The sequence below is a fragment of the Acinetobacter sp. ANC_7682 genome (assembly GCF_056779795.1).
The window spans coordinates 14,241-37,938 of the sequence record NZ_JBWYIQ010000008.1; the positions used below are offsets into that span (position 1 = coordinate 14,241).

Sequence of the window (23,698 nt, forward strand, 5' to 3'; positions counted from 1 at the left end):
ACTGTTAATTCATATTATGCTTGTTTTTTAATCAATAAGATTTATTTCGAATCTCACATCCAAAAATAAACATATCCTTATTCAATATTGATTATCTAAAAGAATAGATAAAATTTTTAATTGAGTAACAATATATTAATTCCTCGATTTCATTGGATTCAATCTTGTTAATAAAAAACATACACTTTTCAAAATAAATCAGTAGCACAAAACGCACTCTATTCTTAGACATGCGTTTTGCTTGATACAATTGATTTATGGCTCAAACAAACACTTAAATATGTTTTAGTGAACTTAAAATGATTAAGAAATTCCTGATGATCAGGACTGCTCACTGTTTAAGCCGAACATTATGCACTTTTTTTTATAATTCGCATTACTTTTGTTTATTCAATCAGCAAAATTCAGACATTCTTTAGTCTGAACTGATGAATGACAAGTGAATAAAAAAACCGAGACTATGCTCGGTTTTTTATAAATCATGCTTAGAAGCTGTATTTCGCCATTAGACCTACACGGTCATCACTATAGCTCTGACCTGCGAAAGTCTCACGCTTACCATTGATATATTCAACACCTAAATCAACAGGTTTCACAGGTGTATAGATAAAGTTAATCCAGGCTTGTTGAACAGTTTCATTTGCACTTGGGTTAGTTTTAGCATATCCCGTGCTGTCATCAGCATAGTGTGCGCCATAAGCCAGTGTTGAGCGTAACTGAGGTGAGAACTTATATGTAGCACCAAGTTGCGTTGCAATAAACTCATTTTGTTCAATATTGTTATTTGCATCGACAACATAAGCACTATTTGAGCCATATAAATAGTTACTGTTCCCTTTTACATAAGACACGTCAGCAGATACTTTGAGTGGTTCGCTAATTTGGTAATTTGTACCGATCGCTACACCAAAACCAGTCTTATCATCACCAGCGGTATCAGATTTATAATTTTCGATTAAGGCACGAGCTGAAGCATTACCTTTACCCTCTGCATAAGCTTGCGTAACTTTTGCAGTTAAAGTTGGAAGACGATATTTAATACCATCTCCAGTAGAATTACCCTCTTCAGCTGAAATAAATAATTGAGTCGTAGGCGCTAATTTATGAGACCAACGTACTTGCGGTAAACGGTTTGTTCCGCCACCAATGTTGGTACCAAAATCGATCATTTCTGGTGCATGATTTGACAAGAAGTTTGAAGTAGTTTGACCGAATAACCAATTATTCAGTGTTAAATATGCATGACGAATACGTAAACTTTCATCTGTTCCAGCAAAGTCCACTTCTACCTTACCGCCAACATCAGCTCCTTCTACTTTAGATTTGAAATCTAAACCAAGACGTGTTGTTTTAGCCGTTGCACGTAATTTATCTTCAACAGATTTTGGATCTTTATCACCGCCACGCCCAACGTTACCAACGCTGTTAAAGTCATTGTCAGCACCTTCAATAATATAGTTCGCATCCCCACGTACAAAACCATATAGATTCACTTCAGCACCCGCTTTAGTTTTCAAGTTTGTAGGGGCTGCTGCTACTGGTTGAGCTTTAACTTCAGCCAATTGTACTTGTTGCTGTTGTTGTGCTTGTTGTTGCTGTTGAATTAAAGCTTTTAACGCTTCAACTTCTTGGCGTAATTTTTGAATTTCATCTTTTTCAGTCGCTGCTTGTGCGGTAGAAACTGCAAAAGTTGCAACTGCGATTGCTAAACTTTTCTTTAAAAATGTTTGATGTTTTGATTGACTCATTAAAAATCTCCAATTATTTCATCTTGCATCCGTGCATATATGCTTGGTCAACCTGCTGAATCCCAATCACAACGTTTGATTAATTTAAAATAATCAACGATGCACTAAACTGCTTTTTTTAAAATTTGATGAATTGATTAAAATAAATACGTAACATAATGTGTATTCGTTGTAACTTAATCTAGCAACTTATGTTTCATAATTAAATGTTTTTTATTGTCAAAACCAATTTTCTCAATCACAATTTCTGATGATGAATTGAAAAAAGTTTATATCTGTATAATTTATAAAATCTTTATTTAAAAGCATATTCAAAATTATACCTTAGTCGTAGAGACATCATGGATCATCCAAAATTATTCAAATAGGAGTTGCAATGTCCACAGAACGTACTCAAGCCGTTGATGGAGTCATCACTGAACGTCAATCTATACGTGCCTTTTTAGATCAACCCGTAGACACAAAACTTATCCAAGAAATCTTAGAAGTCGCATCAAGAGCACCTTCTGGCACAAATACTCAACCTTGGAAAGTCTATGTGGTGACAGGCACACGTCGTCAACGTTTAATTGATCAAGTTTGTCATGCACAAATGCAACTTTATCAAAACCCTGAACTTGCTCAACAATACACCGAGACTTTTGCTTATTATCCAGAAACATGGATTTCCCCGTATATCGATCGTCGTCGTGAAAATGGTTGGGGACTTTATGGATTGCTGGGCATTCAAAAAGGTGAAAAGGATAAGATGGCTGCACAACATCTTAGAAACTATCAATTATTTGATGCACCTGTTGGCATTTTCTTTACCGTGGATAAAGCCATGGGCATTGGCTCTAAAATGGATATTTCCATGATGATCCAAAATGTTATGCTAGCAGCAAAAGCACGTGGCTTAGACACATGCCCTCAAGCGGCATGGAATCATTTTCATCAAATCGTCACTGATGTTCTTGAAGCTTCTGCCAACGAAGAGCTCGTTTGTGGGATGGCTTTAGGCTATGCCGACCCAGATGCGCTTGTAAATACGTTTAGAACACCTCGAGTTCCAGTTGAAGAGTTTGCTGTTTTCTTGGAAGATTGATTTTTAAGGATTAAAACGCTCATTCAGTTAGGGTGGTTTTATAAAGACAAACAGTTAATTTCAAGCATATAATCCCAATTTAAATTAGATGAATATTCAACTTATATTCATCTATCCCTATCCTCTATGTATAAAGGGTTCTGGTTTGAACAAATGGCTGATTCAGCTTAAAAAAGCAACCTATAATACTTCATTCATGTATAACCTGCGGATGATCGTCGCTTTCGCAGGTACCGCATTTATTCCCTATCTGTTAGATCAGCAATTGATGACGATTCCATTAACATTAGGGGTTGTTGCTGCTGGGCTGAGCGACATCGATGATCGCTTCTCAGTACGTATTATGAATCTGATTTATACCTATATTGGTTTCTTTATTGCGGCAGCTTCTGTTCAACTGTTATTCCCATATCCTGTGCTTTTTGCTTCAGGCCTGATCATCTCTTGTATTGGTCTCATTTTACTCGGCTCATTAGGCAGACGTTATGCCACCATCTCATATGGTTGCTTAGTGATTTCTGTCTATGCCATGCTAGGTGTTGATATTTTTGACGAATGGTACATGCAACCCAGTCTTTTGGTGATTGGTGCCATTTGGTATGGGATCTTGTCTACGCTTAGTTTCTTAATTTTTCCAGCTCGACAAGTTCAAGATCAGCTCTCGAAAAGCTATTCTTCACTCGGTGATTTCCTTTTTGCTAAATCCAATCTCTTTGATGTGGATATGACAGCAAATAGCTACCAAAAAAGTATGATCAGCTTGTCGCTGGAAAATGGGAAATTAGTAGGTATCTTCAATGATATGAAAACCACACTCCTTACCCGATTAAAAGGAGATCGTGGTCAAAGTGATACCCGTCGCAGCTTACAGTATTATTTTATTGCACAGGACATTCACGAGCGAGCTGACTCAGCGCATATTGATTATCAACAATTAACCAAAGCCTTTGAACATAGTGATATTTTATTTCGCTTCCAACGCATTTTGACACTGCAAGCAAAAGCCTGTAAAGATTTAAGCGAAAGCATCCTAAATCGTACAACTTACCAGCATAATCCACGTTTTGAACATGCATTTAGTAATCTCAGAAAGTCATTAGAAAAAATCCGTGATGAACAAAAACATGATCTTATCTGGGTTAATGCTCTTTTTGCCTTACTCCAGAACTTAAAAGCCATCGATGCTCAATTACGAAATCTTGAAACTGAACGGCATATTAAATTTGACCGCACTAAACATTTAGAAAACCAACTTAAAGATGACGATCTGAAAGGTTGGGAAGATATCGTTTCTCGTATCAAACAAAATTTAACCCCTGAATCCGTACTCTTTCGACATGCAATTCGTGTTTCCATCGTACTTTTCATCGGATATGTTTTTGTTCAAGTCACCAATATCGAATACGGTTATTGGGTACTGTTAACAGCCCTATTTGTTAGTCAACCAAACTTCAACGCCACAAAACGTCGACTCAGACTCAGGATCATGGGAACACTTGGTGGCATTATTCTTGGTTTTGCAATTCTGTATTTCGTTCCTTCTGTCGAAGGTCAACTTTTATTATTAATTGTGAGTGGTGTACTATTTTTTGAATTACGCAGTAAGCAATATGCGCAAGCCACTGCATTTATTACGATCTTAGCCTTAATTAATTTCAATTTGGACGGTTTAGGTTTCCAAGCGGCATTTCCTCGAATGTTAGATACTTTAATTGGCTGTGCATTAGCATGGTTTGGGGTGAGCTTTATTTTTCCAGATTGGAAATTCAGACGACTCCCCCATTCAATCAGACGTTCACTTGAAGCTCAATGCCAGTATCTTACTGAAGTCGTACAACAGTATCATCATGGACGTAATAACAGTTTGAACTACCGCGTAGTCCGCCGCACTGCACATAATCGTGATGCGGATGTTGCATCACTCATATCGACATTAGCAACAGAACCTGATTTTGATCCAACACAAAAAGCTTTAGCATTTGAGTTCCTCTGTCTTAATCATACATTTATCAGCTATATTGCTGCGCTAGGTGCACACCGTGAAAAAATTCAAGATCAGTCAACATTAGAACTACTTCAGCAAGCGTTAAATGATATCCAAGGTGCTTTTTTACGAGATGAAGTGCCTGAGCTAAATCTGACAAATTTAGAGTCCGCGATTCGTGAACGTTTGAATAAAGATGATCAGGATTCACATAAATCATTGATTGTTTTACAGCAACTTTCTTTAATGCTTGGTGTATTAAGACGATTAAGTACCTTAAAACAAAGTTTAAGTCATGAACATGATACTCAATCAAGCGCATTGGCATCACTGTAAATGTTGAATTTTCAAGGCAGTAAATTAGTACAATATACTCCCTGATTGTATTAATTTAATGCTAAACTCTGCTCAGATATACACATTTTGTTAACGAAACTATGACTGCAAAAAACTTATACGCCTACACTTTACAACCCGTTCCTTACGAGGTTACTGAAGCTGAACAACGCCATGCGCAACTCGCAATCTGGCGCAGCACAAATAAAATTGGAACTAAAGCTTGGGCTATTATGGGTGCAATTACTGCGCTTGCAATTTTGGGTCTAATTTTTATTAAAAATTACTCTACTGTATTTTGCTGGGTGGCTTTAGTCTGTGTGCTGACATACTTTTTAGTGCGAAAGTTTGGACTAGAATGGTACGCTAAACGTAAAATGAATGAGTTTCCAGTACAAGAAATTACTGGAATTAAATTAGGTGTTCAGCCTCATGGTATCGTGATGCGTCAAAAAATGGGACTACAAGAAGGTGTAGGTTCAATTGGTTGGAAAGATATCTATGAGTGGTATAACACGCCAGACTTCATTTTGGTGAACTTTAAAGTTAAAGGTCAGCAAGGTGCTTATATCCTGCCAAAACGAATGAACAGCAAAAATTTCTCTTTCGAGACCATCCGTAAACATCTTAAAGAAAGCGTTGGTGAGCCAAAATCACTGTAAATACGGCTTTATATTAAAACCTCCAACTTTGGAGGTTTTTTTATCACAATTTTTTATATGAGAATGAGAATAAATATTATCTTCAAATACATTCCACTTTTTTTGAGTTAGGTTATAATCGCACCATTCAAAAATTCCAATTCACTCAGACCCTTATGTTCAAGAAAATATTTTTCCAGTTACACTGGTTTTTCGGAATAACAGCAGGCCTTATTTTGGCACTTATGGGTGTCACTGGGGCAATATATTCTTATGAGCAGCAAATTATCAAGCTGATCAATCAGGAAAGTTATACAGTTGTTGCTGAACAACGCCCAAAATTAACGCCAGCTGAAATTTATCAACATTTCCAGCAGGAGCATCCCGATCTTAAAATCAATAGCATTACAATTGCTGCTCAACCTACTGACTCATCGAGTATCAATGTTGCGAAGGAAGGCGAACGTCGTGGTTTGACCATGATGATCAATCCCTACAGTGCTGAATTACTTCCTGAAATTAAAGGTCGAAAATTCTTTGCATTCGTACAACAACTTCATCGTAACTTGACAGTCGGTCCTGTTGGAAAACAAATTACCGGTGCATGTACACTGATTCTTATTTTCTTTGTCCTCAGTGGCTTATATCTACGTTGGCCGAAAAAACACAGTTTCAAACAATGGTTTTCAGTTAAACCCAAATTAAAAGGTCGAAACTTTATTTGGGATTTACACGCAGTCGTTGGAACATGGGTGGCCATTTTCTATCTCATGTTGGCGTGCACAGGTTTATATTGGTCATATGACTGGTGGCGCAACGGCATGTTTAAAGTGCTTGGTGTTGAGCGCCCGCAACCCCAAATGCAAGCGGGAGGTCCTGGTTCAAATGCTGGACCAAATGCTCAACGTGAAGGACGTGAAGAGCGTAAATCACTCCAAACAGAACAGATTCAATTTGCGCTCAATCAATCTTGGTCTACATTTAATCAACAGTTTAAAAATCAATTTTCTTCCGTAACCTTCACCATTCCTAAACGTGCAAACGGTGAATTAGAACTGAGTTTCGTTGATCCTGTTCCGCAACATGAACGCGCTCGTAACAAAGCGACTGTCGACTTAAATACGAATCAATTGAAAGATGTTGAATTGTACGAAGACAAAAAGCTCAATGAAAAAATCATGAGCAGCATGTTACCTGTACACCGTGGCAGCTTCTTTGGTCCTATTTACCAGTTCTTCGCGATGTTAGCTGCACTCGCTATGCCGTTATTCTTTGTGACTGGCTGGATGCTCTATCTCAAACGTCGCAAGCAAAAACAATTAACCCGTGAAGCGAAGCAAAATTTAGCAGTGGTTGATGTTGATCCAAATGCAAAACCTTGGCTCATCGCTTATGCAAGTCAAACTGGTGTATCCGAGCAATTGGCTTGGCGTACAGCTTCAATTCTGCAAGCAGCAGGCCAACCCGTTACTGTTAAATCAGTGCAAAGCCTGACCACTAATGAGCTACAAACAGCATCTCAAATTCTGGTGGTCGCGAGTACTTACGGTACAGGTGAAGCTCCAGACTTAGCTGCAAGTTTTGAAAAGAAATTAATGTCTCATCCACTGAATCTAAGTCATGTTCAATTTGCAGTTATGGCACTTGGTTCACGTGAATATCCTGACACTTATTGTAGTTTTGGTCATCGTATCTATGATTGGTTCAATGCATCTGGTGCAACTCCGCTCTTTAATGTGATTGAAGTAGACAATGCCAATAACCAAGATATTCAAAAATGGACAGATGCACTCGCACAAGCTGCTCAATTGGAATTAGCAACATTATCTATTGATAAAGTCTTTGATCAATGGAAACTGCAAAAACGCACACTGCTCAATCCAAACAGTTTGGGTCAACCTGCTTATAATTTAGAGCTTGAGTCTAATCACGACGCGATCTGGCAAGCTGGAGATATTGCGGAAATTCAACCCGGCAATAGCATTGAACGTATTCAAGCATTTTTACAACAGCACAACTTAGATGAGGCTTTAGTTCTCGCAACTACAGGTCAAACCTTAGTTGAAAGTCTGTGGAATAAAAATTTAAATAGCGAGATTCAGCCATTTGATACAGCAGAAGAACTCGTTGAGCAGCTTGAAAATTTACCTACTCGTGAATATTCGATCGCAAGTATTCCAACTCAAGGCATGATGCGATTGGTGGTACGTCAACAACGTGATGAACAGCAGCAACTCGGCTTAGGCTCAGGCTGGTTAACACATCATGTTGCGATTGGTGCTCAGGTACAACTTCGTATTCGAACCAATGAATCATTCCATTTAATTGATGATAATCGACCGATTATCTGTATCGGTAACGGGACAGGGATCGCAGGGCTAATGAGCTTGATTTCAGCTCGCGTACGCTTGGACTACACTGACAACTGGCTCATCTTCGGTGAACGCCAACGCGAACATGATTTCTTTTATAAAGAAACAATCGAAGCTTGGCAAAATACAGCGATGTTAAAGCGTATTGATCTTGCGTTCTCTCGAGACCAACCAGAAAAAGTCTATGTACACCATATTCTGCGTCAAAATGCGGATGAAGTCGTTAAATGGATTCATCAAGGTGCTGTCATCTATGTGTGCGGCAGTATCAATGGTATGGCAAGCGATGTTGATCTAGCCTTAATTGAAATCTTAGGTGAAACTACTGTAGATGAATTAAGACAAGCTGGTCGCTACCGTAGAGACGTTTACTAACACGGTTATTATGATCAGAACCGAGCACGATTTTTATTTAATCTGCTCGGTTTTTTTATGCGCTATACTTTTTCTCATTTCCCACTAGTGATGATCCAATGTATATAAGGATTTTAAAATTTTTCGCTTGGTTAATAGCATTGATACTATTAATCGATGGAATCATTTTAATGAGTCAAAATAAAATTCATTTGGGTACTGTACTTCCAGCCTTTATTGGCATAGTGATCATTTTATGTCTGTTTTTTAATAAGAAAATCCAACACTACCGTTTGAATCATTCTAACTTTAACTTGTTTTGGAAAATGGGATGGACAATTTTTTCCATCTGGTTAATCAGCTTGACTATTTTTTTTAATTTTTTAGCTAAAAAAAATCATTCCCCCATCATGAATACACCACCTGATGCGATTATTATTTTGGGTAGTGGTTTAATCAATAACCAACCCTCCCCAACGCTTCAGGCTCGATTAGACCAAGGTGCAACGATCGCCGCTCAATATCCCAGTAGTTCTGTTATTGTGACTGGCGGTTTGGGATTTGATCAGAAAATTACTGAAGCTGCAGTGATGAAAGCATATTTGATCAACAAATATCGTATTCACCCACAGCGTATAGTTGAAGAAAGTCAAAGCACCAGCACCGAACTCAATTTAAAAAACAGTGTTCCGCTGCTAAACAGAATAGATTTAAACCAAAATAGTCATATTGTAGTTGTGACTAGTGATTTTCATACACCACGTGCTGCAGCCATTGCCCGATTTCAAGGTTATACCCAAATCACATCAGTCAGTGCTGAAACTCCTTTAGCCACACGATATAACGCATGGCTTAGAGAATATTTTGCTTATATTAGTGGCTGGATCTTAAGAGAATACTAAATTTTTTATTTATCATGTATTCGGATTTTTCGAGGCGAAGGAACCCCTTCTTTATTTAATTTTTCAGGTTGATCAATCGATAACTGGTATAGATAAGCTTTTAGGTCAATTAGAAATTGTCGCCCCGATACCAAAACATTTTGACCTTCTGGCATCAAGTTAAGTGACAAATGAGTATTGTGTTGTCGAATATAAGGAACAACTTGTTCAATAAATGGTATCAGTTGGATTTCCTCCACATGATATTTTTCCCACTTATCACGAACCAATAATTGTGCCATTCCTCTACTTTGCCAAACAGCAAGCGTGCGCTGACCAGATGGAGTGGAGCACAATGCCCAACCATCATTATATAAACTATAAACTTTAGCCTGAGCGACAATTGTTTCCATAAATTGTTGGTATTGTTCTTTTGGAGAGACAACTGTAGAGGCAATAGAGGTACTTGAAGGCTTACGCTGGTATGGATTTCTCATAATTCTATTATAAACATGAATTCATCATATTTTATATAAATTATAGAAACTTAAAAGACTTTTCATAGAAAGAATATGGTGGGCGCTGACGGGATCGAACCGCCGACATTCTGCTTGTAAGGCAGACGCTCTACCAACTGAGCTAAGCGCCCTTGAGGAATAAAAATAGCACCGCTATTTTTAAGATGCAAGAAAGAAATCTTGCTGATTTAAACCATTATATCTAGACAAGGGATCTAGAAAATGGCGCAGCGGACGGGACTCGAACCCGCGACCCTCGGCGTGACAGGCCGATATTCTAACCAACTGAACTACCGCTGCAACGGCAACTGCTTACGCAATTAGGGTCATATAAGCTTTTCAGCATGAATATGGTGGGCGCTGACGGGATCGAACCGCCGACATTCTGCTTGTAAGGCAGACGCTCTACCAACTGAGCTAAGCGCCCTTATTAGGCTTTGATTTTTAGGATGGCGCAGCGGACGGGACTCGAACCCGCGACCCTCGGCGTGACAGGCCGATATTCTAACCAACTGAACTACCGCTGCATCACAAAAAATCTGGTGGGCGCTGACGGGATCGAACCGCCGACATTCTGCTTGTAAGGCAGACGCTCTACCAACTGAGCTAAGCGCCCTTAATAAGGTCATTACATAAAGTGGCGCAGCGGACGGGACTCGAACCCGCGACCCTCGGCGTGACAGGCCGATATTCTAACCAACTGAACTACCGCTGCACTTATGTAATATCTCTATTAAAGTACAAACAATCTATTAAGCTTAAAGTGGCGCAGCGGACGGGACTCGAACCCGCGACCCTCGGCGTGACAGGCCGATATTCTAACCAACTGAACTACCGCTGCACTAAAACTTAACGTAAAGGCTTGGTGGGCGCTGACGGGATCGAACCGCCGACATTCTGCTTGTAAGGCAGACGCTCTACCAACTGAGCTAAGCGCCCTTTACGACTTCATCGTTTGTGTGGTGCATTATAGAGAATCCTCAGATACTGTCAAACGCTTTTCTACAGGTTTCTCAGTTTTTCAGTTTGAATGATTAAAAAATAGATCATTTCTCTTAAAAAATCGCTTTTTTGTCTATTATTTGCCTGATTAGAGATATGTTTTTATTTTTATTCAAAGTTTTGATCACAACACATTTTACGATTCTGATTTAAATTTGATCCAATTCGATCTCTTGTTCTGAAATATAGACTAAAGCGCCTTCGTCAAATGTATCAAATAGCTCAATGACATCTGCACTGTGCATTCGAATACATCCATGTGATTTAGGAAGACCTAAAGGTTCTGACTCTGGCGTACCATGAATATAGATATATCGATTATAGGTATCACAACCCTCCCCTTGATTAAAACCAGGTTCTAAACCTGCTAACCAAAGAATTCGCGTTAGAATCCAGTCACGTTCTGGAAATTGCTTGCCAAGTTCCACATCATAGATCTCCCCAGTCCAAATACGTGCTTTAAAAACAGCATTGATTGGGTGGTCATCGCCAATTTTTTGTTCAATGCGATGCCATCCTCTTGGGGTTTTACCTGAATTTTCCTGTTCACCTATACCGTTCAATCCAGTAGACACCAAATAGCTTTTTTTCATACGTGGGACATATAGAACTTGTTTCGCCATATCAATCAGGATATCCGCCTGACTTAGGGTATAACTTTCAAGATTTGGGTTCATACAAAACTCAGCGTTAAATTATTTTTAATCATTTATTTAAACAATATTTTTTGATTCAGGTCTTAACCACAACCAAATCGCGACAATTAGCATAGTGAGATTCGTAAAAATTTTTACTAAATCAGGAGCATTGGTATAAAGCATAAGAATACCGCTGATCAACATCATCATCGAGGCGAGCCATTTTGCTTTGCGTGGAACCGTGCCATGCTCACGCCAATTTCGCAGTGTTGGTCCATATTTAGGATGATTGAGTAGCCAATCATCAACCTGTGGCCAACCTTTTGAAGCAGCCCATGCGGCAAGAATTAAAAAGACTGTGGTTGGCAATCCTGGCAATAGCGCACCAATAAAACCTAGAGTCACAAAAATAATGACCAAGCTCCGCCAAAACACGATTTTCATACCGCAACTCATTCAGTTGAATCTCACTAGTATATATGCTTTTGTGGTAGTGTCTGATTGTAAATTTATTTTCAGTTTTGAATTCTGGTTGGAGTAACGGTGCAATCTGATTTTTATGAGCCATGGCAGAACTTTCATCATGCAATTGTACGTCAACTGGCTTTTGTCATCGCAAGTCCTAATATTATTCGTTTTGCGCCTAAAGAATTAACGATCGTTCATCCTTTTGAAATGCACCATGAACTATTTTGGCAAACTCAGTACGAAAAATATATCTCCAGACTTCATGATCTAGATCAAAACCCACAAGAACTGATTGATTTTATTCAGCAACTTAAAAGTACGCGTCTAGGTTTGCGCTTTGAATATTTAATGTGGTTCTGGCTACAAGATGATCAACGCGATCAAGCTGATTTTTCGCTGTTAGATCACAGTGTTCAAATCATTGACGGCCGCCATACTTTGGGTGAAATTGACTTTGTGATATTAAATCATCACACCCAAGAAATTGAACAATGGGAAGTTGCACTGAAATTTTATTTAGCAGAACAAGACTTTCAACTTCAACATTGGTACGGATTAAATCGAAGTGACACCCTATTTAGAAAGCTCAATCATTTTACGCAAAAACAATTTCAGTTTACTCAAGCCAATACTTATAAAATTGATCGAAAAATTGCGGTGATGAAAGGTCAACTCTACTTTCCGTATCATACCGAACTTCAAACCTTACCCAACTGGGTCAGCCCACATCGTCGTATGGGCACATGGGGACATCAATTTCGATCATCTTTTTATCGACTGGAAAGACAGGAATGGATTTGTCCGAATGCGAGTCAGACTTCAAATGAAGCACATTGGTGGAGCAATGGGCTTTATCACAATGTACAGACAAATCAGTTTTATATGTACCGTCAACCAGCATTAAAGCTTCCTTACGTGTAGTTCGTGTAATAAAAAAATGTATCGAATACAATTAATAACATTCTGATAATAAAACTCTCATATTCTTCTAAATGATTAATTTTTATTCTGATTAAGCATCAAAATAATTTACAATCATTGGAGATAATGATGAAAAAAGTATTAGCCGCTTCATTCGTAGTTGCATTTGTATTAACTGGTTGTAATACATTCAAAGGTTTTGGACAAGACGTTTCAAAAGCTGGGGAAACTGTAACAAATACTGCTGAAAAAACTTCAAACGAAATTCGTAACAACTAATTCGAAGTTGAAGCTAAAAGCCCTATTTTTTAATAGGGCTTTTTTTATTTAAATTTGATTCCCTTGAATGATTAATATTTTGCATCAAATTCAACATACTTTATGATAGTTCGACTTTGACCAATTCGATTTCTTTCCATGACCCAATCTGCAACACTCGATTTAAGCTTACAATTACTTCGCCAACCTTCAGTGACTCCAGTCGATCATAACTGTCAAAATATTATGGCTGATCGATTATCAAAGATTGGTTTTAACATTGAAAATATGCGTTTTGAAGATGTAGATAACTTATGGGCTCGTCGCGGGACTGAATCACCTGTGTTTTGTTTTGCGGGTCATACTGATGTTGTTCCTACAGGCAATCTAGAAGCGTGGAACTCCGATCCATTCGCCCCAGAAATTAGAGATGGAAAGTTATACGGGCGTGGCAGTGCAGATATGAAAACGGCGTTGGCAGCCATGGTAATTGCCTCTGAACGTTTCGTTGCTAAGCATCCAGACCACAAAGGTTCGATTGCTTTTTTGATCACTTCAGATGAAGAAGGTCCATCTATCAATGGAACAGTGAAAGTTGTAGAAACTTTAGAAGCACGCCAAGAAAAAATGACATGGTGTTTAGTTGGTGAACCGTCAAGTACGAATACTTTAGGTGACATTGTTAAAAATGGCCGTCGTGGGTCTCTCAATGCCAATTTAACAGTGAAAGGTAAGCAAGGGCATGTGGCCTATCCACATTTGGCAATTAACCCAATTCATACAGCCTCAAAAGCAATTGCTGAATTGTGTGAGACAGAATGGGATCAAGGCAATGAGTATTTCCCTGCAACGTCTTTCCAAATCTCGAATATTTCTGCTGGAACGGGTGCAACCAATGTTGTGCCTGGCACGATGAACTTATTATTTAACTTCCGTTATTCTACAGAAGTTACTGCTGATGAATTAAAAGCACGTACACATGAAATTTTAGATCGCCACGGCGTTGAGTATGATATCGAGTGGACACTATCAGGTTTACCATTCCTTACCCCTGTTGGAGAGCTCGTCAATGCTGCCAAAAAAGCGATTTTGGATGTGACTGGCACGATAACAGAATTATCAACCAGTGGTGGTACATCAGATGGTCGATTTATCGCACCAACTGGAGCTCAGGTACTCGAACTGGGAGTACTTAATGCCACGATCCACCAGATTAATGAGCATGTTGAAATCGCACATTTGGAACCTTTGGCTGAAATTTATGAAAAAATCTTAATTGAGCTATTGGTATAACATTAAAATTTAAGAGCAATGAAATATAAAAAAGGATGCGAATGCATCCTTTTTTAATTCGCTTAAAATACTTCAATCCTGTTTTAAAAGCTGATTGATCTGCTCAATTAACACTGCTTCTTGGAAAGGTTTACCCATATAAGCCGATACACCAAGTTCAAGAGCATGGTGTTTATGCTTATCCCCCACTCGTGAAGTGATCATAACCACAGGTAAGTTCTGCAAATGTGGTTGATTTCTCAGCCATTGCATCACTTCAAAACCATCCATTCTTGGCATTTCAACATCAATTAACATTAAGGCAGGTGTTGAATGCTGTAAATGTTCAAGTGCTTCAATACCATCTGTAGCTGTGACAATCTGGTAACCATAACGCTCAAGTAGTTTAGCTGTCACTTTTCGAACTGTGACCGAATCATCAACCACTAAAATCGTAGGTGCTTCATTGTCATGCTCTAAATTAGAGGGTTTCGACTCTAGATGTATAGACCAATCCTGCTGAGTGAGATATTGAACCACACGATTTAAATTTAAAATTGGGCAAATTTCTCCACTGCCCATAATGGTTACACCGCTGAGATAATCAATTTGATGGATCAGCCCCCCAGTCTGTTTCACAATAATTTGTGAATTAGTTCCTAAGACTTCATCAACGAATATAGCCACAGGTTGAGACTGGTGCATATTCACCAAAATCACTGGAACTTTTTGGGTTTCTGAATATGGTGAGTTTCTTTTTATATTTTGATTTAACAACACGAAGTCAGCCAAATCGTTTAATTGATAACTTGCTTCATGCACTCTCAACAACTGACCCTGTTGTTTCGCGTGATTAAAATCATGTCTATCAATCATTTCAACACGTTGTATTTGATGTAACGGTAAGGCAAAGAATTGGTCCGCAACTTTTACCATCAATGCTTCTGTAATAATTGAAGATTTAGGAATTCTGATTTCAAAACAAGTTCCTTGTCCTCTTTCCGAAGAAACATGAACATGCCCACCCAGTGCCTGTATTTCACTTTTAACGACATCTAAACCGACACCACGTCCTGAAACGGTTGTTAATTTTGCAGCAGTGGTAAAGCCTGGTCTAAAAATCAATTGTAATATTTCAGTTTCAGAATATTCCCGTTCAGTATTGAGCCAACCAAATTCAACAGCTTTTTGCTTAATCTCTTGTGAATCAATTCCTCGACCATCATCCTTGATCAAAATACTCAGCTCATTGTGATGATTCACCAGTGTCAGTTGCATGACTGCCTGTTCAGGTTTATTTAATTTCGACCGCTGTTCTGCTGACTCAATTCCGTGATCAATCGCATTACGCAGAATATGCTCAAGTGAGGTGATCAACTTTTCAAGAATACTACGATCTAATTCGATGTCTGCATGTTCAATCTGTAACTGAACAGATTTATTCAGATTCATCGAAAGTTGCTTGCATAAGCGTTCAAGACGCATTTTTATCGTCTTGAATGGTACGACACGAGTACGCATCAACGAGTGTTGGATGTTGTTTTGTATTCTTGCCTGCTGAATCAATATACTTTCTGCAGATTGAAGCTTTTCATGCAGAGAGTTTCTGATATCTAACAAGTCTGATGTTGACTCTGATATTGATTTTGAGAGTTGATTAAGTGATGAATATTGATCCATTTCTAAGGGATCAAATCCATGCTCGGCGGAATTATGTGATCTACGTTGTAATAAAATTTGGGATTCTAATTCCCCTTCCATCCGTCTCAATTGTGAAGTAAGGCGCTGAATGGTTTGATCCATTTCTACCAAATTTGACCGATATGATTTTAATTCTACTTCGACTTGCGAACGTTGAATCAAATCCTCCCCAATCAAATTAAGGGTTGCTTCAATTACAGCAGTAGAGACTGAAAGTGTCTCGTTCGCTACGGCAGATTGCACAAACTTTTTCAAATTACCACTCATTGGAGGCGGTAAAACAATCTCCTTAGCGTTAGATGGTTCAGTCTGATGTGAGTTTTGCTGAATGGAAGAAGAGTCAAACTTTAATGAATTATTATGCGTAGTGACTAAATCACTTAAATTGGTTTCAAGGTCCGCTGATAAAGTTGAATGAATACTAAAATCTGAAGACATGTGGTGACTGATATCATTTTGCATCGAATGTACTAAGTTCAGCTTCGAGTCACCACCCTTAAGATTGAAATGTCCAAGCTCAATTAAACCCTGAATAAGCCTTGATGCCTGCTCTATCGGATAATCAAGAGACTCAGTTTTAATGATATTGACACGCCGTACCAAATCCTGCTGTAAGGCTTTAATCAAAATAATGAAACTTTTTATATCAATTTGTTGCTCTGAAATGAGTTGAAGATATACAGATTCAAGCTCATGGATTAGATTTGCAAAGTAATCTGCTTGCAACATGTATGCACCACCTTTCAACGTGTGCAGTTGCCGCATAATTTTTTGGATACACGTAGCATCTTCTTGATACTCTAACCATGTATTGAACAAGTCTTCGATTTGAGACAAGATTTCTTCCGCTTCCTCGACAAAAAAACCACTTACTTCGCGATCTAAGCCCTGTTTTGCTTTCGCTGAATCTTTGAGTGCGTAATCTATATTGAGTAATGTCAGAATTGTTTCATCTAAGGATCGAGCAGATACTTCGCTTTCCTGTTCTATATTGGAAATGCAATTCGATTGATTGGAAAAGCTGAAGTATTCATGATTAAGTTGTTTTAAATCACCTAATAGCTGCTGAGAAGCTACATTATTTTGAGCCAATTGACCTATAGCAAGTTCATCAAATATTTCTAAGAGTTTTTCATGCCCTTGTTGTAAAACTCGGTGGACATTTGAGTAGGCAATTGAATTCGGTTCTCTTGCAATGTTGAAGTGAATTGAACTCAAAATTTCTGAAATTTTTTGAAGGAGATCAAAATCAACTTTAATGGCAAATTTAGCAATTGAACTGAGTTGTTGACTCAGTAAGGTCGAACGTTCAGTAGTACGTGTAGAGCTAACGAGGTTAGAAATACCATCTTGTACAAAGGTATCGATAAGGAAAACATCTTCTACACCCAAATCTACAATTTTCTTGAGTAACTCTTGCGGATCAAGATTTGGATCGTTCTGTGTAATCTGTTCTGAGAAGTCTCTCAATGCGATTAAAAATGTATGCTCTAATGCCTGAAACTGTTGTTGTCTCGTTACGTTGTCACCTGTTGTTTGCAAGCTTTCTAAGTAATACTGGATTAAATCAATATACTGCGTTGTGAGCGCTTGCAATTCTTTATTGTTGGTATCAAAAGATGGATTACGTTGTATTATTTTTTCGAATGACTGACTCAATACTTCAATTTTCTCAAGTCCAACAATTGCAGAACTCCCCCTGAGAGAATGAACAACACGTGCAAGCGTATCCACCTGAAATTGTTGATTGGATTTATCCAACATATCTTGCAGGGATTTCAATTGTTCTGAAGCTTCAGCATAAAAACTTTGCAGAACCTCGTTATCCCATATTTGAGTATTCTCAATTGTGGCTGTTGCTGAGAGTGAATTTGAGTCACTCAAACAATGACATTCAATCCTGAAATCTAGATCTAGCTGTGTGAGATGAGCGTTGATCGCCAACAAAGGATGCAATGATTGATCTATGGTATTTGAATGTTCTAATTGCCGACCTAAAAGCAATAGAGGTTTAACATCTAATTGAATCGCTTGTTTCACTGTTAAACTAGGCACAATAATGTAGCGATATATACGAGAGATCAGCTCAACATACTCAAGGACCATTTGACTCCATGAAAGTTGCTGATCAAGCCTAATATTTAATATTGTCTCAACAGTCCATGCAAGCTCAGAAACTGAGTTGAATCCAAGCATTCGACCTGAACCCTTTAAGGTATGAAAATTACGGCGCAAAGCTTGCCAAATATTTACCTGTTCTAAATCATTCGATAAGACTTGAAAATTTTCTGATATTTCTAGAAGTAATTCCTTAAGCTCTTCAGCAAAGGTCGTAAGGAGCTCCTCATCTTCAAAATTTAATTCATCCTGAGGAAGCTGCATATCTATATATGCACGATGGAGTGCTTCTGAAAGATATAATTGTATTTTATTAGGATTATTATTTTTCATGGCTCAATCACTCAGGTAATTTGAAGTTTGCAACTGATTTCCTTAAAGAATCAGCCATTTGAGTGAGTTCTGCTATCGATTGAGCAGTATCTAAGGTTGAAGCATGATTTTCTCGTGTGACATCTTGCACAAGCGACATTGTTTTCGCAATTTGACCCGCAGCAGCTGACTGAACTTTTGAGGATGCTGAAATATTCGCAATGAGTTGAGCCAACTGTTTTGAAATCAACTGAATATCTGCAAGTGCTGCTCCTGCATCTTGAGCAAGTCCAGTCCCCTTAACCACCTCAGAAGTTGTTTGCTCCATAGAGCGAACGGCCTCATGTGTATCTAATTGAATATTTTTTACCAATATCTCAATATGTTTGGTCGCAGCAGTTGAACGTTCAGCTAAACGCTGCACCTCATCAGCAACACTAGCAAAACCTCGTCCAGCATCGCCTGCCATTGCGGCTTGAATGGCTGCATTTAAAGCCAACAGATGCGTTTGCCCTGCAATGTCTTCAATGGTTGCAACAAAGTTTCCAATCTCTTGAGTAGATTCACCCAGCCTTTTAATTTTTTTAGATGTTTCTTGAATCTGGCCTCGTATTTGATCCATTCCATCTATTGATCGTTCAACCACTTCCCCACCCTTCACTGCGATAAGTACAGCGCGCTGAGCAACTTTTGCAGATTGCGCTGCATTTTCAGAAACGTGATCAATTGAGTCCGCCATGTCATGAATGGCGAGCGATGTATTTTGGATTTCACGAGCTTGCAGCTCTGAAGATTGAGCCAATTGTGAACTCATGTGCTGAGTTTGATGAATATATTGGGTAACTTGTTGGGCAGCCTGATTAATTCTCATCACCAAATCACGCAAATGATCTATCGCTACATTAATTGAATCCGCGATTGTCCCCGTAAAATCTGCAGAAACCGCAGCATATTTGGTCAAATCGCCTTCAGCTAAATCTCCAATTTCATCTAAAAGCCGATAAATCGCGGTTTGATTCTTCTTATCTTTATCCACCAGTTCCATTAAACGCAGACGATCTTCTTGGCTTCTCAAAATAAAAAGTTTAATTACAGCAAAGGTGAAGCTCGATAAACTAATCAACAATAAAAGTGACAGTAAAATCAGTAACCACGTAGAACCTGTGCGAATTTCATTGAGGGCTACTTGAATTTTTTGTAACTGAGACTCCGTGATATTGCTTTGAGACTCTAACCATAGTCGATCTACTTCATTTAAAGCCGGACTATAAAAATAAACTGATTTTACATTTTCAAGTTGTGAACTAAAAATAAGCTGAGAGTTTTTGAGAATCTGTAATGTGTAATCTGTAGGATTATCCTCAAACTGTTGAGTCTGAATAATCATCATTTGATTGAGATATTTCAGTTCCCCCACCCCACGACTTTGCTCCACTGTACGTGGGAGATTAAACATAAGAAACAATAAAATCAGAAAAGCACAAACGAGGCTAATAATAGCCATGATTAAATAAGACTTCGTTTGGGCAGATTGCCCAAACAGCTCTGAAAACTGTTCAAGTTTTAACTTAAGTGAAGCTTTCCATCCCTGTGTGTTGGAATCTGAATCATTCACATTCCGACTGGTCTTTTTTAACCGTAAACTCACTCAGCTCCCCCAAAAAACTATTGCTGACTAGACATTAAATTGAATTAGATGTGAACATATGCTTTAGGCGATCATGCTCATATAGCTGACTCATCATCAGCACAGCTACAGGTGTTGAATGATCGAGAAAATAACCTTGGCAAAATAATCTATATGGTTCTGCGATCAAATCCGAACCGGCGCTATAGGTATTATTCTTATAATGTTTTACACCGAGGACTTCATCCACAAGTAATCCAACACAGTCTTGCCCCACGTTAAAACATAAAATTTTAACATTAGCGTGTAGTTGTGTGGTTTTACCCAAAGCAAATTGCTTTAGATCTAATACGGTCAGTACTCGACCTCGCAAATTCGCCAAACCTAAATACCACGGCGGCGTAAGTGGTAAAGAAGTAATGCTCAGTAAAGGGCTAACCTCCGCAATATCACCAAGTGGGGTAATAAATTGCTGCTGCTCAACTTTAAAACATACACCAGACCAGAGGTCCTGATTTTGCACATCACGGTACTCATTTACTTGAGCCGAATTAGCATTACTGGCTTGCGTTAACCAGTGTTGTTGATCACTTTCATCTTGAGTGATCATGCTGTGCCTGTATTTAAATATTGCTGAATGACATCAAGTAATCTTGATTCATCTACAGGTTTGATCAGGTAGTCGACCGCGCCTTGTCTTTTGCCCCAAATTCGATCCGTATCCTGATCTTTGGTACTGACAATGACAACTGGAATATGCTTCGTTACATCAGCTCTTGCAATTTGCCGAGTTGCTTGAAATCCATTCACACCAGGCATCACCACATCCATAAGTACAAGATCTGGTTGCTCTGCTTGCGCCAAGGTAACACCATCTGCACCATTGGTTGCTTCTAGCACTTCATAGCCATTTTTGGACAGAATTTCTTTAAATCTAAACATTTCTGTTGGAGAGTCATCTACCACTAAGATACGTGTCATATTTTGTTTTCCCAGTACTTAACGTGAAGCGACAAGTTTACGAATCGCATTCAATAGCTCATCTTTACTGAATGGTTTCGTGAGGTATTCATCAGATCCAACAACTCGTCCTTTTGCCTGATCAAACATACCATCTTTACTGGATAACATGACCACTGGAATATGTTGGAAATTTTGTGAGTTTTTTAACAATGCGCACGTTTGATACCCATCTAAACGCGGCATCATAATATCTACAAAAATAATATCAGGTCGAGTTTCAGCAATTTTAGATAATGCTTCAAATCCATCTACTGCAGTTACAACGTCATATCCTTCACGCTGTAATAAAGTTTCTGCGGTCCGACGAATCGTTTTTGAATCATCAATGACCATCACTTTAATATTTTGCAGATTATCATCCATTGAATGATCCTTCCTGAGATGAGATTTAAAGAAAAATGAAACGCTTAATTTAGAGAATAACCATTATTTTCTAACATAACATTACATTGATTTTCAATGCAGTTGAGTACTCGCGGAGAGATTGTGTCACAAAGCTTCATAGAATTTAAGGGTGAATCAGATTAAGCGTAAATTATTTAACGGTTTATATTTATAAATTTACCAGAACCACATAAAATGCTTGTTATTAAAAGCAAAAATTAAAAAATTGAATTGATATCACGGGGGCCAATTCCAATGTTTAATCTTTCGCACAAATCAAGAATTGGGTTAAAGCATCTTCATCATAAAACATTCTTAGTGATCATGATGACATTTGGTTTATGTATCAGTGAAGCAATTGCTAATACCACAGTGACCAAACCGTCTTGGTATCGTTATTATGATAAAAATGGCGTAGCTAATATTAGTAGTTCGGTAACACCAGAGCATATTCGTCACGGTTATGAAGCACTTGACCGTAATATGCAAGTGATTAAAAAAAATCGACCTTATGATGCCGATAAAGAACAGCAACAAAGTGCTGTACGTACGCAACAAGCCAAACAACATGAACAAGATCTACGCTTAAAACGCGCTTATGGTTCTAGTAAAGTGGCTGCGAACAAACGTGATGATATGTTGAAAAACATCAACAAACAAATCACCTTTCAAAAACAACAGTACCAACAACTGGAGCAAGATCGAATATTGTTTAAAAAGCAGGAACAGACCTATATCAAGAAAGGGAACCCTGTCCCTAAAAACTTACAAGATCGAATCACTTATAATGCACAGAATATGAGTAATATCCAAAAAAATATTGAATCTTTACAAACAAACTATCGAAATACTCAGTCACAATACGACAATATTATCAAGCGCTTAAAAACTCTTGAATAAAGAAGAGTTTGTCTGAATGGAAAGGAATTATCACATGCCGAATGCGACTCGACACAGCAGTCAGTTTAAGAAATATCTCGTATTAGGAACGCTGTGTACGAGTTGTCTTTTAGCCGCTTGTCAAAAAAATGACGAAAGTGTACAGCCAACCTCATCTACCCCTCAAAAAATTGAATTAATACAACAGGACTTAGTCAAAGTTGAAAATGGGGTCTCAAATCTGAGATTTGCTTTCACAGGCACCATACGCGCTGTGAATCAAAGTACAATTCAAGCGCAAGTGACTGCCACTGCTAGTCAAGTCTCTGTACAAGTCGGTGAAAGGGTGAGTAAAGGACAAGTCTTGGTACGTTTAAATAATCAAGATAATGCAGCCCGACTCGCACAAGCTCGCGCTAATCTTGCTTCTGCACAAGCGCAGGCACAACAAGCTGCAAATATGGTCACTCGAAAAAAACGACTTTATGATCAAGGATTTATTTCTAAGGTTGAATATGAACAAAGTCAAGTGGAGCATAAAGCTCAACTCGAAACTGTACGAGCTCAGCAAGCAAATGTGGATATCGCACTGAAAGCCGATGCTGATGGATTAATTCGTAGCCCCATTTCTGGCGTAATTACCAAACGTCAAGTCGAACCTGGTCAAACCGTTTCAATGGGTCAAACATTATTTGAAATCGTAGATCCACAAAAATTGGAGATTCAAGCAAAACTCCCTGTCGAATCTCAACATGCGCTCAACATTGGAAACAACATTGAATATAAAATTCAAGGGGCTACCCAAAATTATACTGCCAAGTTAACACGCATTTCCCCAATGGCCGATCAAATCAGTCGTCAGGTTGAGTTTTTTGCTCAACCGAATGAATCAATCAATTCACTGAGTATTGGTGCTTTTGTCGAAGGTTTCATCTTAGATACAAAGCAGATTCAAGGACAAAAAGTTCCGCTTGATACTATTCAAGATGCAGATGGCAAACCTTATTTGTGGATCATCCGTGATCAGAAAATTCAGAAAGCCAATATTCAAATTTTGGATCGACAACCCAACGAGAATATTGCAATGATCAGTGGTCTTCAGCCAACGGATTACATCAGTAGAATTAAGTTTATCAATGATGACTTAAATAAAACAGTCTCAATTGCTTCAAAGTAA

18 protein-coding genes, 8 tRNA genes and 1 pseudogene are annotated in these 23,698 nt (G+C 38.4%); 10 read left to right on the forward strand and 17 right to left on the reverse strand.

Annotated elements, in window-relative coordinates; genetic code table 11:
- Positions 1-485 precede the first annotated feature (485 nt).
- Positions 486-1,748: a DcaP family trimeric outer membrane transporter gene (locus AC1M9D_RS04745; protein ID WP_481611611.1), complete on the reverse strand. Its 1,263-nt coding sequence runs from the start codon at positions 1,746-1,748 to the stop codon at positions 486-488.
- A gap of 376 nt (positions 1,749-2,124) precedes the next feature.
- Here AC1M9D_RS04745 and AC1M9D_RS04750 point away from each other — a divergent pair, with 376 nt between their 5' ends.
- The 5 genes from AC1M9D_RS04750 (at position 2,125) to AC1M9D_RS04770 (ending at position 9,421) form a co-directional block, all read left to right on the forward strand.
- On the forward strand, positions 2,125-2,832 hold the full coding sequence (locus AC1M9D_RS04750) for a nitroreductase (RefSeq protein ID WP_481611612.1): 708 nt from the start codon (positions 2,125-2,127) through the stop codon (positions 2,830-2,832).
- A 145-nt stretch (positions 2,833-2,977) separates the two neighbouring features.
- Positions 2,978-5,152: a YccS family putative transporter gene (gene yccS, locus AC1M9D_RS04755; protein ID WP_481611613.1), complete on the forward strand. Its 2,175-nt coding sequence runs from the start codon at positions 2,978-2,980 to the stop codon at positions 5,150-5,152.
- 101 nt (positions 5,153-5,253) lie between these two features.
- Positions 5,254-5,814, forward strand: coding sequence for a YcxB family protein (locus tag AC1M9D_RS04760; protein ID WP_035268336.1), 561 nt, complete (start codon positions 5,254-5,256; stop codon positions 5,812-5,814).
- 155 nt (positions 5,815-5,969) lie between these two features.
- The gene (locus AC1M9D_RS04765; protein ID WP_481611614.1) at positions 5,970-8,540 is read left to right on the forward strand and encodes a PepSY domain-containing protein; all 2,571 of its coding nucleotides are present in this window, start codon (positions 5,970-5,972) and stop codon (positions 8,538-8,540) included.
- A 98-nt stretch (positions 8,541-8,638) separates the two neighbouring features.
- Complete coding sequence (locus tag AC1M9D_RS04770; RefSeq protein ID WP_481611615.1) at positions 8,639-9,421, forward strand: YdcF family protein; 783 nt, start codon at positions 8,639-8,641, stop codon at positions 9,419-9,421.
- A 5-nt stretch (positions 9,422-9,426) separates the two neighbouring features.
- Here AC1M9D_RS04770 and AC1M9D_RS04775 read toward each other — a convergent pair whose 3' ends face one another.
- The 11 genes from AC1M9D_RS04775 to AC1M9D_RS04825 form a co-directional block, all read right to left on the reverse strand.
- Positions 9,427-9,897 (reverse strand): DUF2750 domain-containing protein, encoded by a 471-nt coding sequence (locus tag AC1M9D_RS04775; RefSeq protein WP_481610938.1) that lies wholly within the window; start codon positions 9,895-9,897, stop codon positions 9,427-9,429.
- A gap of 76 nt (positions 9,898-9,973) precedes the next feature.
- Positions 9,974-10,049: transfer RNA gene (locus AC1M9D_RS04780), tRNA-Val, on the reverse strand.
- Positions 10,050-10,141: 92 nt separating this feature from the next.
- A tRNA-Asp gene (locus tag AC1M9D_RS04785) sits at positions 10,142-10,218 on the reverse strand.
- 51 nt (positions 10,219-10,269) lie between these two features.
- Positions 10,270-10,345, reverse strand: a tRNA-Val gene (locus AC1M9D_RS04790).
- Between the two features lie 23 nt (positions 10,346-10,368).
- Positions 10,369-10,445 (reverse strand) — tRNA-Asp (locus tag AC1M9D_RS04795).
- 13 nt (positions 10,446-10,458) lie between these two features.
- Positions 10,459-10,534, reverse strand: a tRNA-Val gene (locus AC1M9D_RS04800).
- 22 nt (positions 10,535-10,556) lie between these two features.
- A tRNA-Asp gene (locus AC1M9D_RS04805) sits at positions 10,557-10,633 on the reverse strand.
- Between the two features lie 49 nt (positions 10,634-10,682).
- Positions 10,683-10,759 (reverse strand) — tRNA-Asp (locus AC1M9D_RS04810).
- Between the two features lie 22 nt (positions 10,760-10,781).
- Positions 10,782-10,857: transfer RNA gene (locus AC1M9D_RS04815), tRNA-Val, on the reverse strand.
- 212 nt (positions 10,858-11,069) lie between these two features.
- On the reverse strand, positions 11,070-11,597 hold the full coding sequence (elsL, locus tag AC1M9D_RS04820) for a cell wall-recycling L,D-carboxypeptidase ElsL (RefSeq protein ID WP_180028070.1): 528 nt from the start codon (positions 11,595-11,597) through the stop codon (positions 11,070-11,072).
- Positions 11,598-11,633: 36 nt separating this feature from the next.
- The gene (locus tag AC1M9D_RS04825; RefSeq protein WP_035269059.1) at positions 11,634-12,002 is read right to left on the reverse strand and encodes a YbaN family protein; all 369 of its coding nucleotides are present in this window, start codon (positions 12,000-12,002) and stop codon (positions 11,634-11,636) included.
- Positions 12,003-12,086: 84 nt separating this feature from the next.
- Here AC1M9D_RS04825 and AC1M9D_RS04830 point away from each other — a divergent pair, with 84 nt between their 5' ends.
- The 3 genes from AC1M9D_RS04830 (at position 12,087) to dapE (ending at position 14,498) form a co-directional block, all read left to right on the forward strand.
- Complete coding sequence (locus AC1M9D_RS04830) at positions 12,087-12,947, forward strand: DUF1853 family protein (RefSeq protein ID WP_481610948.1); 861 nt, start codon at positions 12,087-12,089, stop codon at positions 12,945-12,947.
- A gap of 126 nt (positions 12,948-13,073) precedes the next feature.
- Positions 13,074-13,226 carry an entericidin A/B family lipoprotein gene (locus AC1M9D_RS04835; RefSeq protein WP_092766976.1) on the forward strand — a complete coding sequence of 51 codons (153 nt, stop codon included), beginning with the start codon at positions 13,074-13,076 and terminating at the stop codon, positions 13,224-13,226.
- A 138-nt stretch (positions 13,227-13,364) separates the two neighbouring features.
- Positions 13,365-14,498, forward strand: a complete 1,134-nt coding sequence (gene dapE, locus AC1M9D_RS04840; protein WP_481611616.1) for a succinyl-diaminopimelate desuccinylase — start codon at positions 13,365-13,367, stop codon at positions 14,496-14,498.
- A gap of 72 nt (positions 14,499-14,570) precedes the next feature.
- Here the strand turns inward: dapE and AC1M9D_RS04845 are convergent, their stop codons facing one another.
- The 5 genes and pseudogenes from AC1M9D_RS04845 to pilG form a co-directional block, all read right to left on the reverse strand.
- Positions 14,571-18,629 carry a hybrid sensor histidine kinase/response regulator gene (locus AC1M9D_RS04845; RefSeq protein ID WP_481611617.1) on the reverse strand — a complete coding sequence of 1,353 codons (4,059 nt, stop codon included), beginning with the start codon at positions 18,627-18,629 and terminating at the stop codon, positions 14,571-14,573.
- A 7-nt stretch (positions 18,630-18,636) separates the two neighbouring features.
- A pseudogene (locus tag AC1M9D_RS04850) lies at positions 18,637-19,761 on the reverse strand (methyl-accepting chemotaxis protein); the annotation flags it as partial.
- Positions 19,762-20,290: 529 nt separating this feature from the next.
- Positions 20,291-20,845 (reverse strand): chemotaxis protein CheW, encoded by a 555-nt coding sequence (locus AC1M9D_RS04855; protein ID WP_481596321.1) that lies wholly within the window; start codon positions 20,843-20,845, stop codon positions 20,291-20,293.
- Positions 20,842-21,216, reverse strand: coding sequence for a response regulator (locus AC1M9D_RS04860; RefSeq protein ID WP_035269071.1), 375 nt, complete (start codon positions 21,214-21,216; stop codon positions 20,842-20,844). The genes AC1M9D_RS04855 and AC1M9D_RS04860 overlap by 4 nt, the downstream gene beginning before the upstream one ends.
- 18 nt (positions 21,217-21,234) lie before the next feature.
- Positions 21,235-21,621 carry a twitching motility response regulator PilG gene (pilG, locus tag AC1M9D_RS04865; RefSeq protein WP_035269072.1) on the reverse strand — a complete coding sequence of 129 codons (387 nt, stop codon included), beginning with the start codon at positions 21,619-21,621 and terminating at the stop codon, positions 21,235-21,237.
- A gap of 276 nt (positions 21,622-21,897) precedes the next feature.
- Between pilG and AC1M9D_RS04870 the strand changes: the two genes are divergently transcribed.
- On the forward strand, positions 21,898-22,542 hold the full coding sequence (locus tag AC1M9D_RS04870) for a hypothetical protein (RefSeq protein ID WP_257227584.1): 645 nt from the start codon (positions 21,898-21,900) through the stop codon (positions 22,540-22,542).
- A 34-nt stretch (positions 22,543-22,576) separates the two neighbouring features.
- Positions 22,577-23,698, forward strand: a complete 1,122-nt coding sequence (locus AC1M9D_RS04875; protein ID WP_481593617.1) for an efflux RND transporter periplasmic adaptor subunit — start codon at positions 22,577-22,579, stop codon at positions 23,696-23,698.

What these genes read in the sequence shown, in the direction of transcription:
- AC1M9D_RS04745 (WP_481611611.1), bottom strand. Translation starts at nt 1,748, where the DNA reads ATGAGTCAATCAAAACATCAAACATTTTTAAAGAAAAGTTTAGCAATC.
- AC1M9D_RS04750 (WP_481611612.1), top strand. Translation starts at nt 2,125, where the DNA reads ATGTCCACAGAACGTACTCAAGCCGTTGATGGAGTCATCACTGAACGT.
- AC1M9D_RS04760 (WP_035268336.1), top strand. Translation starts at nt 5,254, where the DNA reads ATGACTGCAAAAAACTTATACGCCTACACTTTACAACCCGTTCCTTAC.
- AC1M9D_RS04765 (WP_481611614.1), top strand. Translation starts at nt 5,970, where the DNA reads ATGTTCAAGAAAATATTTTTCCAGTTACACTGGTTTTTCGGAATAACA.
- AC1M9D_RS04770 (WP_481611615.1), top strand. Translation starts at nt 8,639, where the DNA reads ATGTATATAAGGATTTTAAAATTTTTCGCTTGGTTAATAGCATTGATA.
- AC1M9D_RS04775 (WP_481610938.1), bottom strand. Translation starts at nt 9,897, where the DNA reads ATGAGAAATCCATACCAGCGTAAGCCTTCAAGTACCTCTATTGCCTCT.
- elsL (WP_180028070.1), bottom strand. Translation starts at nt 11,597, where the DNA reads ATGAACCCAAATCTTGAAAGTTATACCCTAAGTCAGGCGGATATCCTG.
- AC1M9D_RS04825 (WP_035269059.1), bottom strand. Translation starts at nt 12,002, where the DNA reads ATGAAAATCGTGTTTTGGCGGAGCTTGGTCATTATTTTTGTGACTCTA.
- AC1M9D_RS04835 (WP_092766976.1), top strand. Translation starts at nt 13,074, where the DNA reads ATGATGAAAAAAGTATTAGCCGCTTCATTCGTAGTTGCATTTGTATTA.
- dapE (WP_481611616.1), top strand. Translation starts at nt 13,365, where the DNA reads ATGACCCAATCTGCAACACTCGATTTAAGCTTACAATTACTTCGCCAA.
- AC1M9D_RS04845 (WP_481611617.1), bottom strand. Translation starts at nt 18,629, where the DNA reads ATGAAAAATAATAATCCTAATAAAATACAATTATATCTTTCAGAAGCA.
- AC1M9D_RS04855 (WP_481596321.1), bottom strand. Translation starts at nt 20,845, where the DNA reads ATGATCACTCAAGATGAAAGTGATCAACAACACTGGTTAACGCAAGCC.
- AC1M9D_RS04860 (WP_035269071.1), bottom strand. Translation starts at nt 21,216, where the DNA reads ATGACACGTATCTTAGTGGTAGATGACTCTCCAACAGAAATGTTTAGA.
- pilG (WP_035269072.1), bottom strand. Translation starts at nt 21,621, where the DNA reads ATGGATGATAATCTGCAAAATATTAAAGTGATGGTCATTGATGATTCA.
- AC1M9D_RS04870 (WP_257227584.1), top strand. Translation starts at nt 21,898, where the DNA reads ATGTTTAATCTTTCGCACAAATCAAGAATTGGGTTAAAGCATCTTCAT.
- AC1M9D_RS04875 (WP_481593617.1), top strand. Translation starts at nt 22,577, where the DNA reads ATGCCGAATGCGACTCGACACAGCAGTCAGTTTAAGAAATATCTCGTA.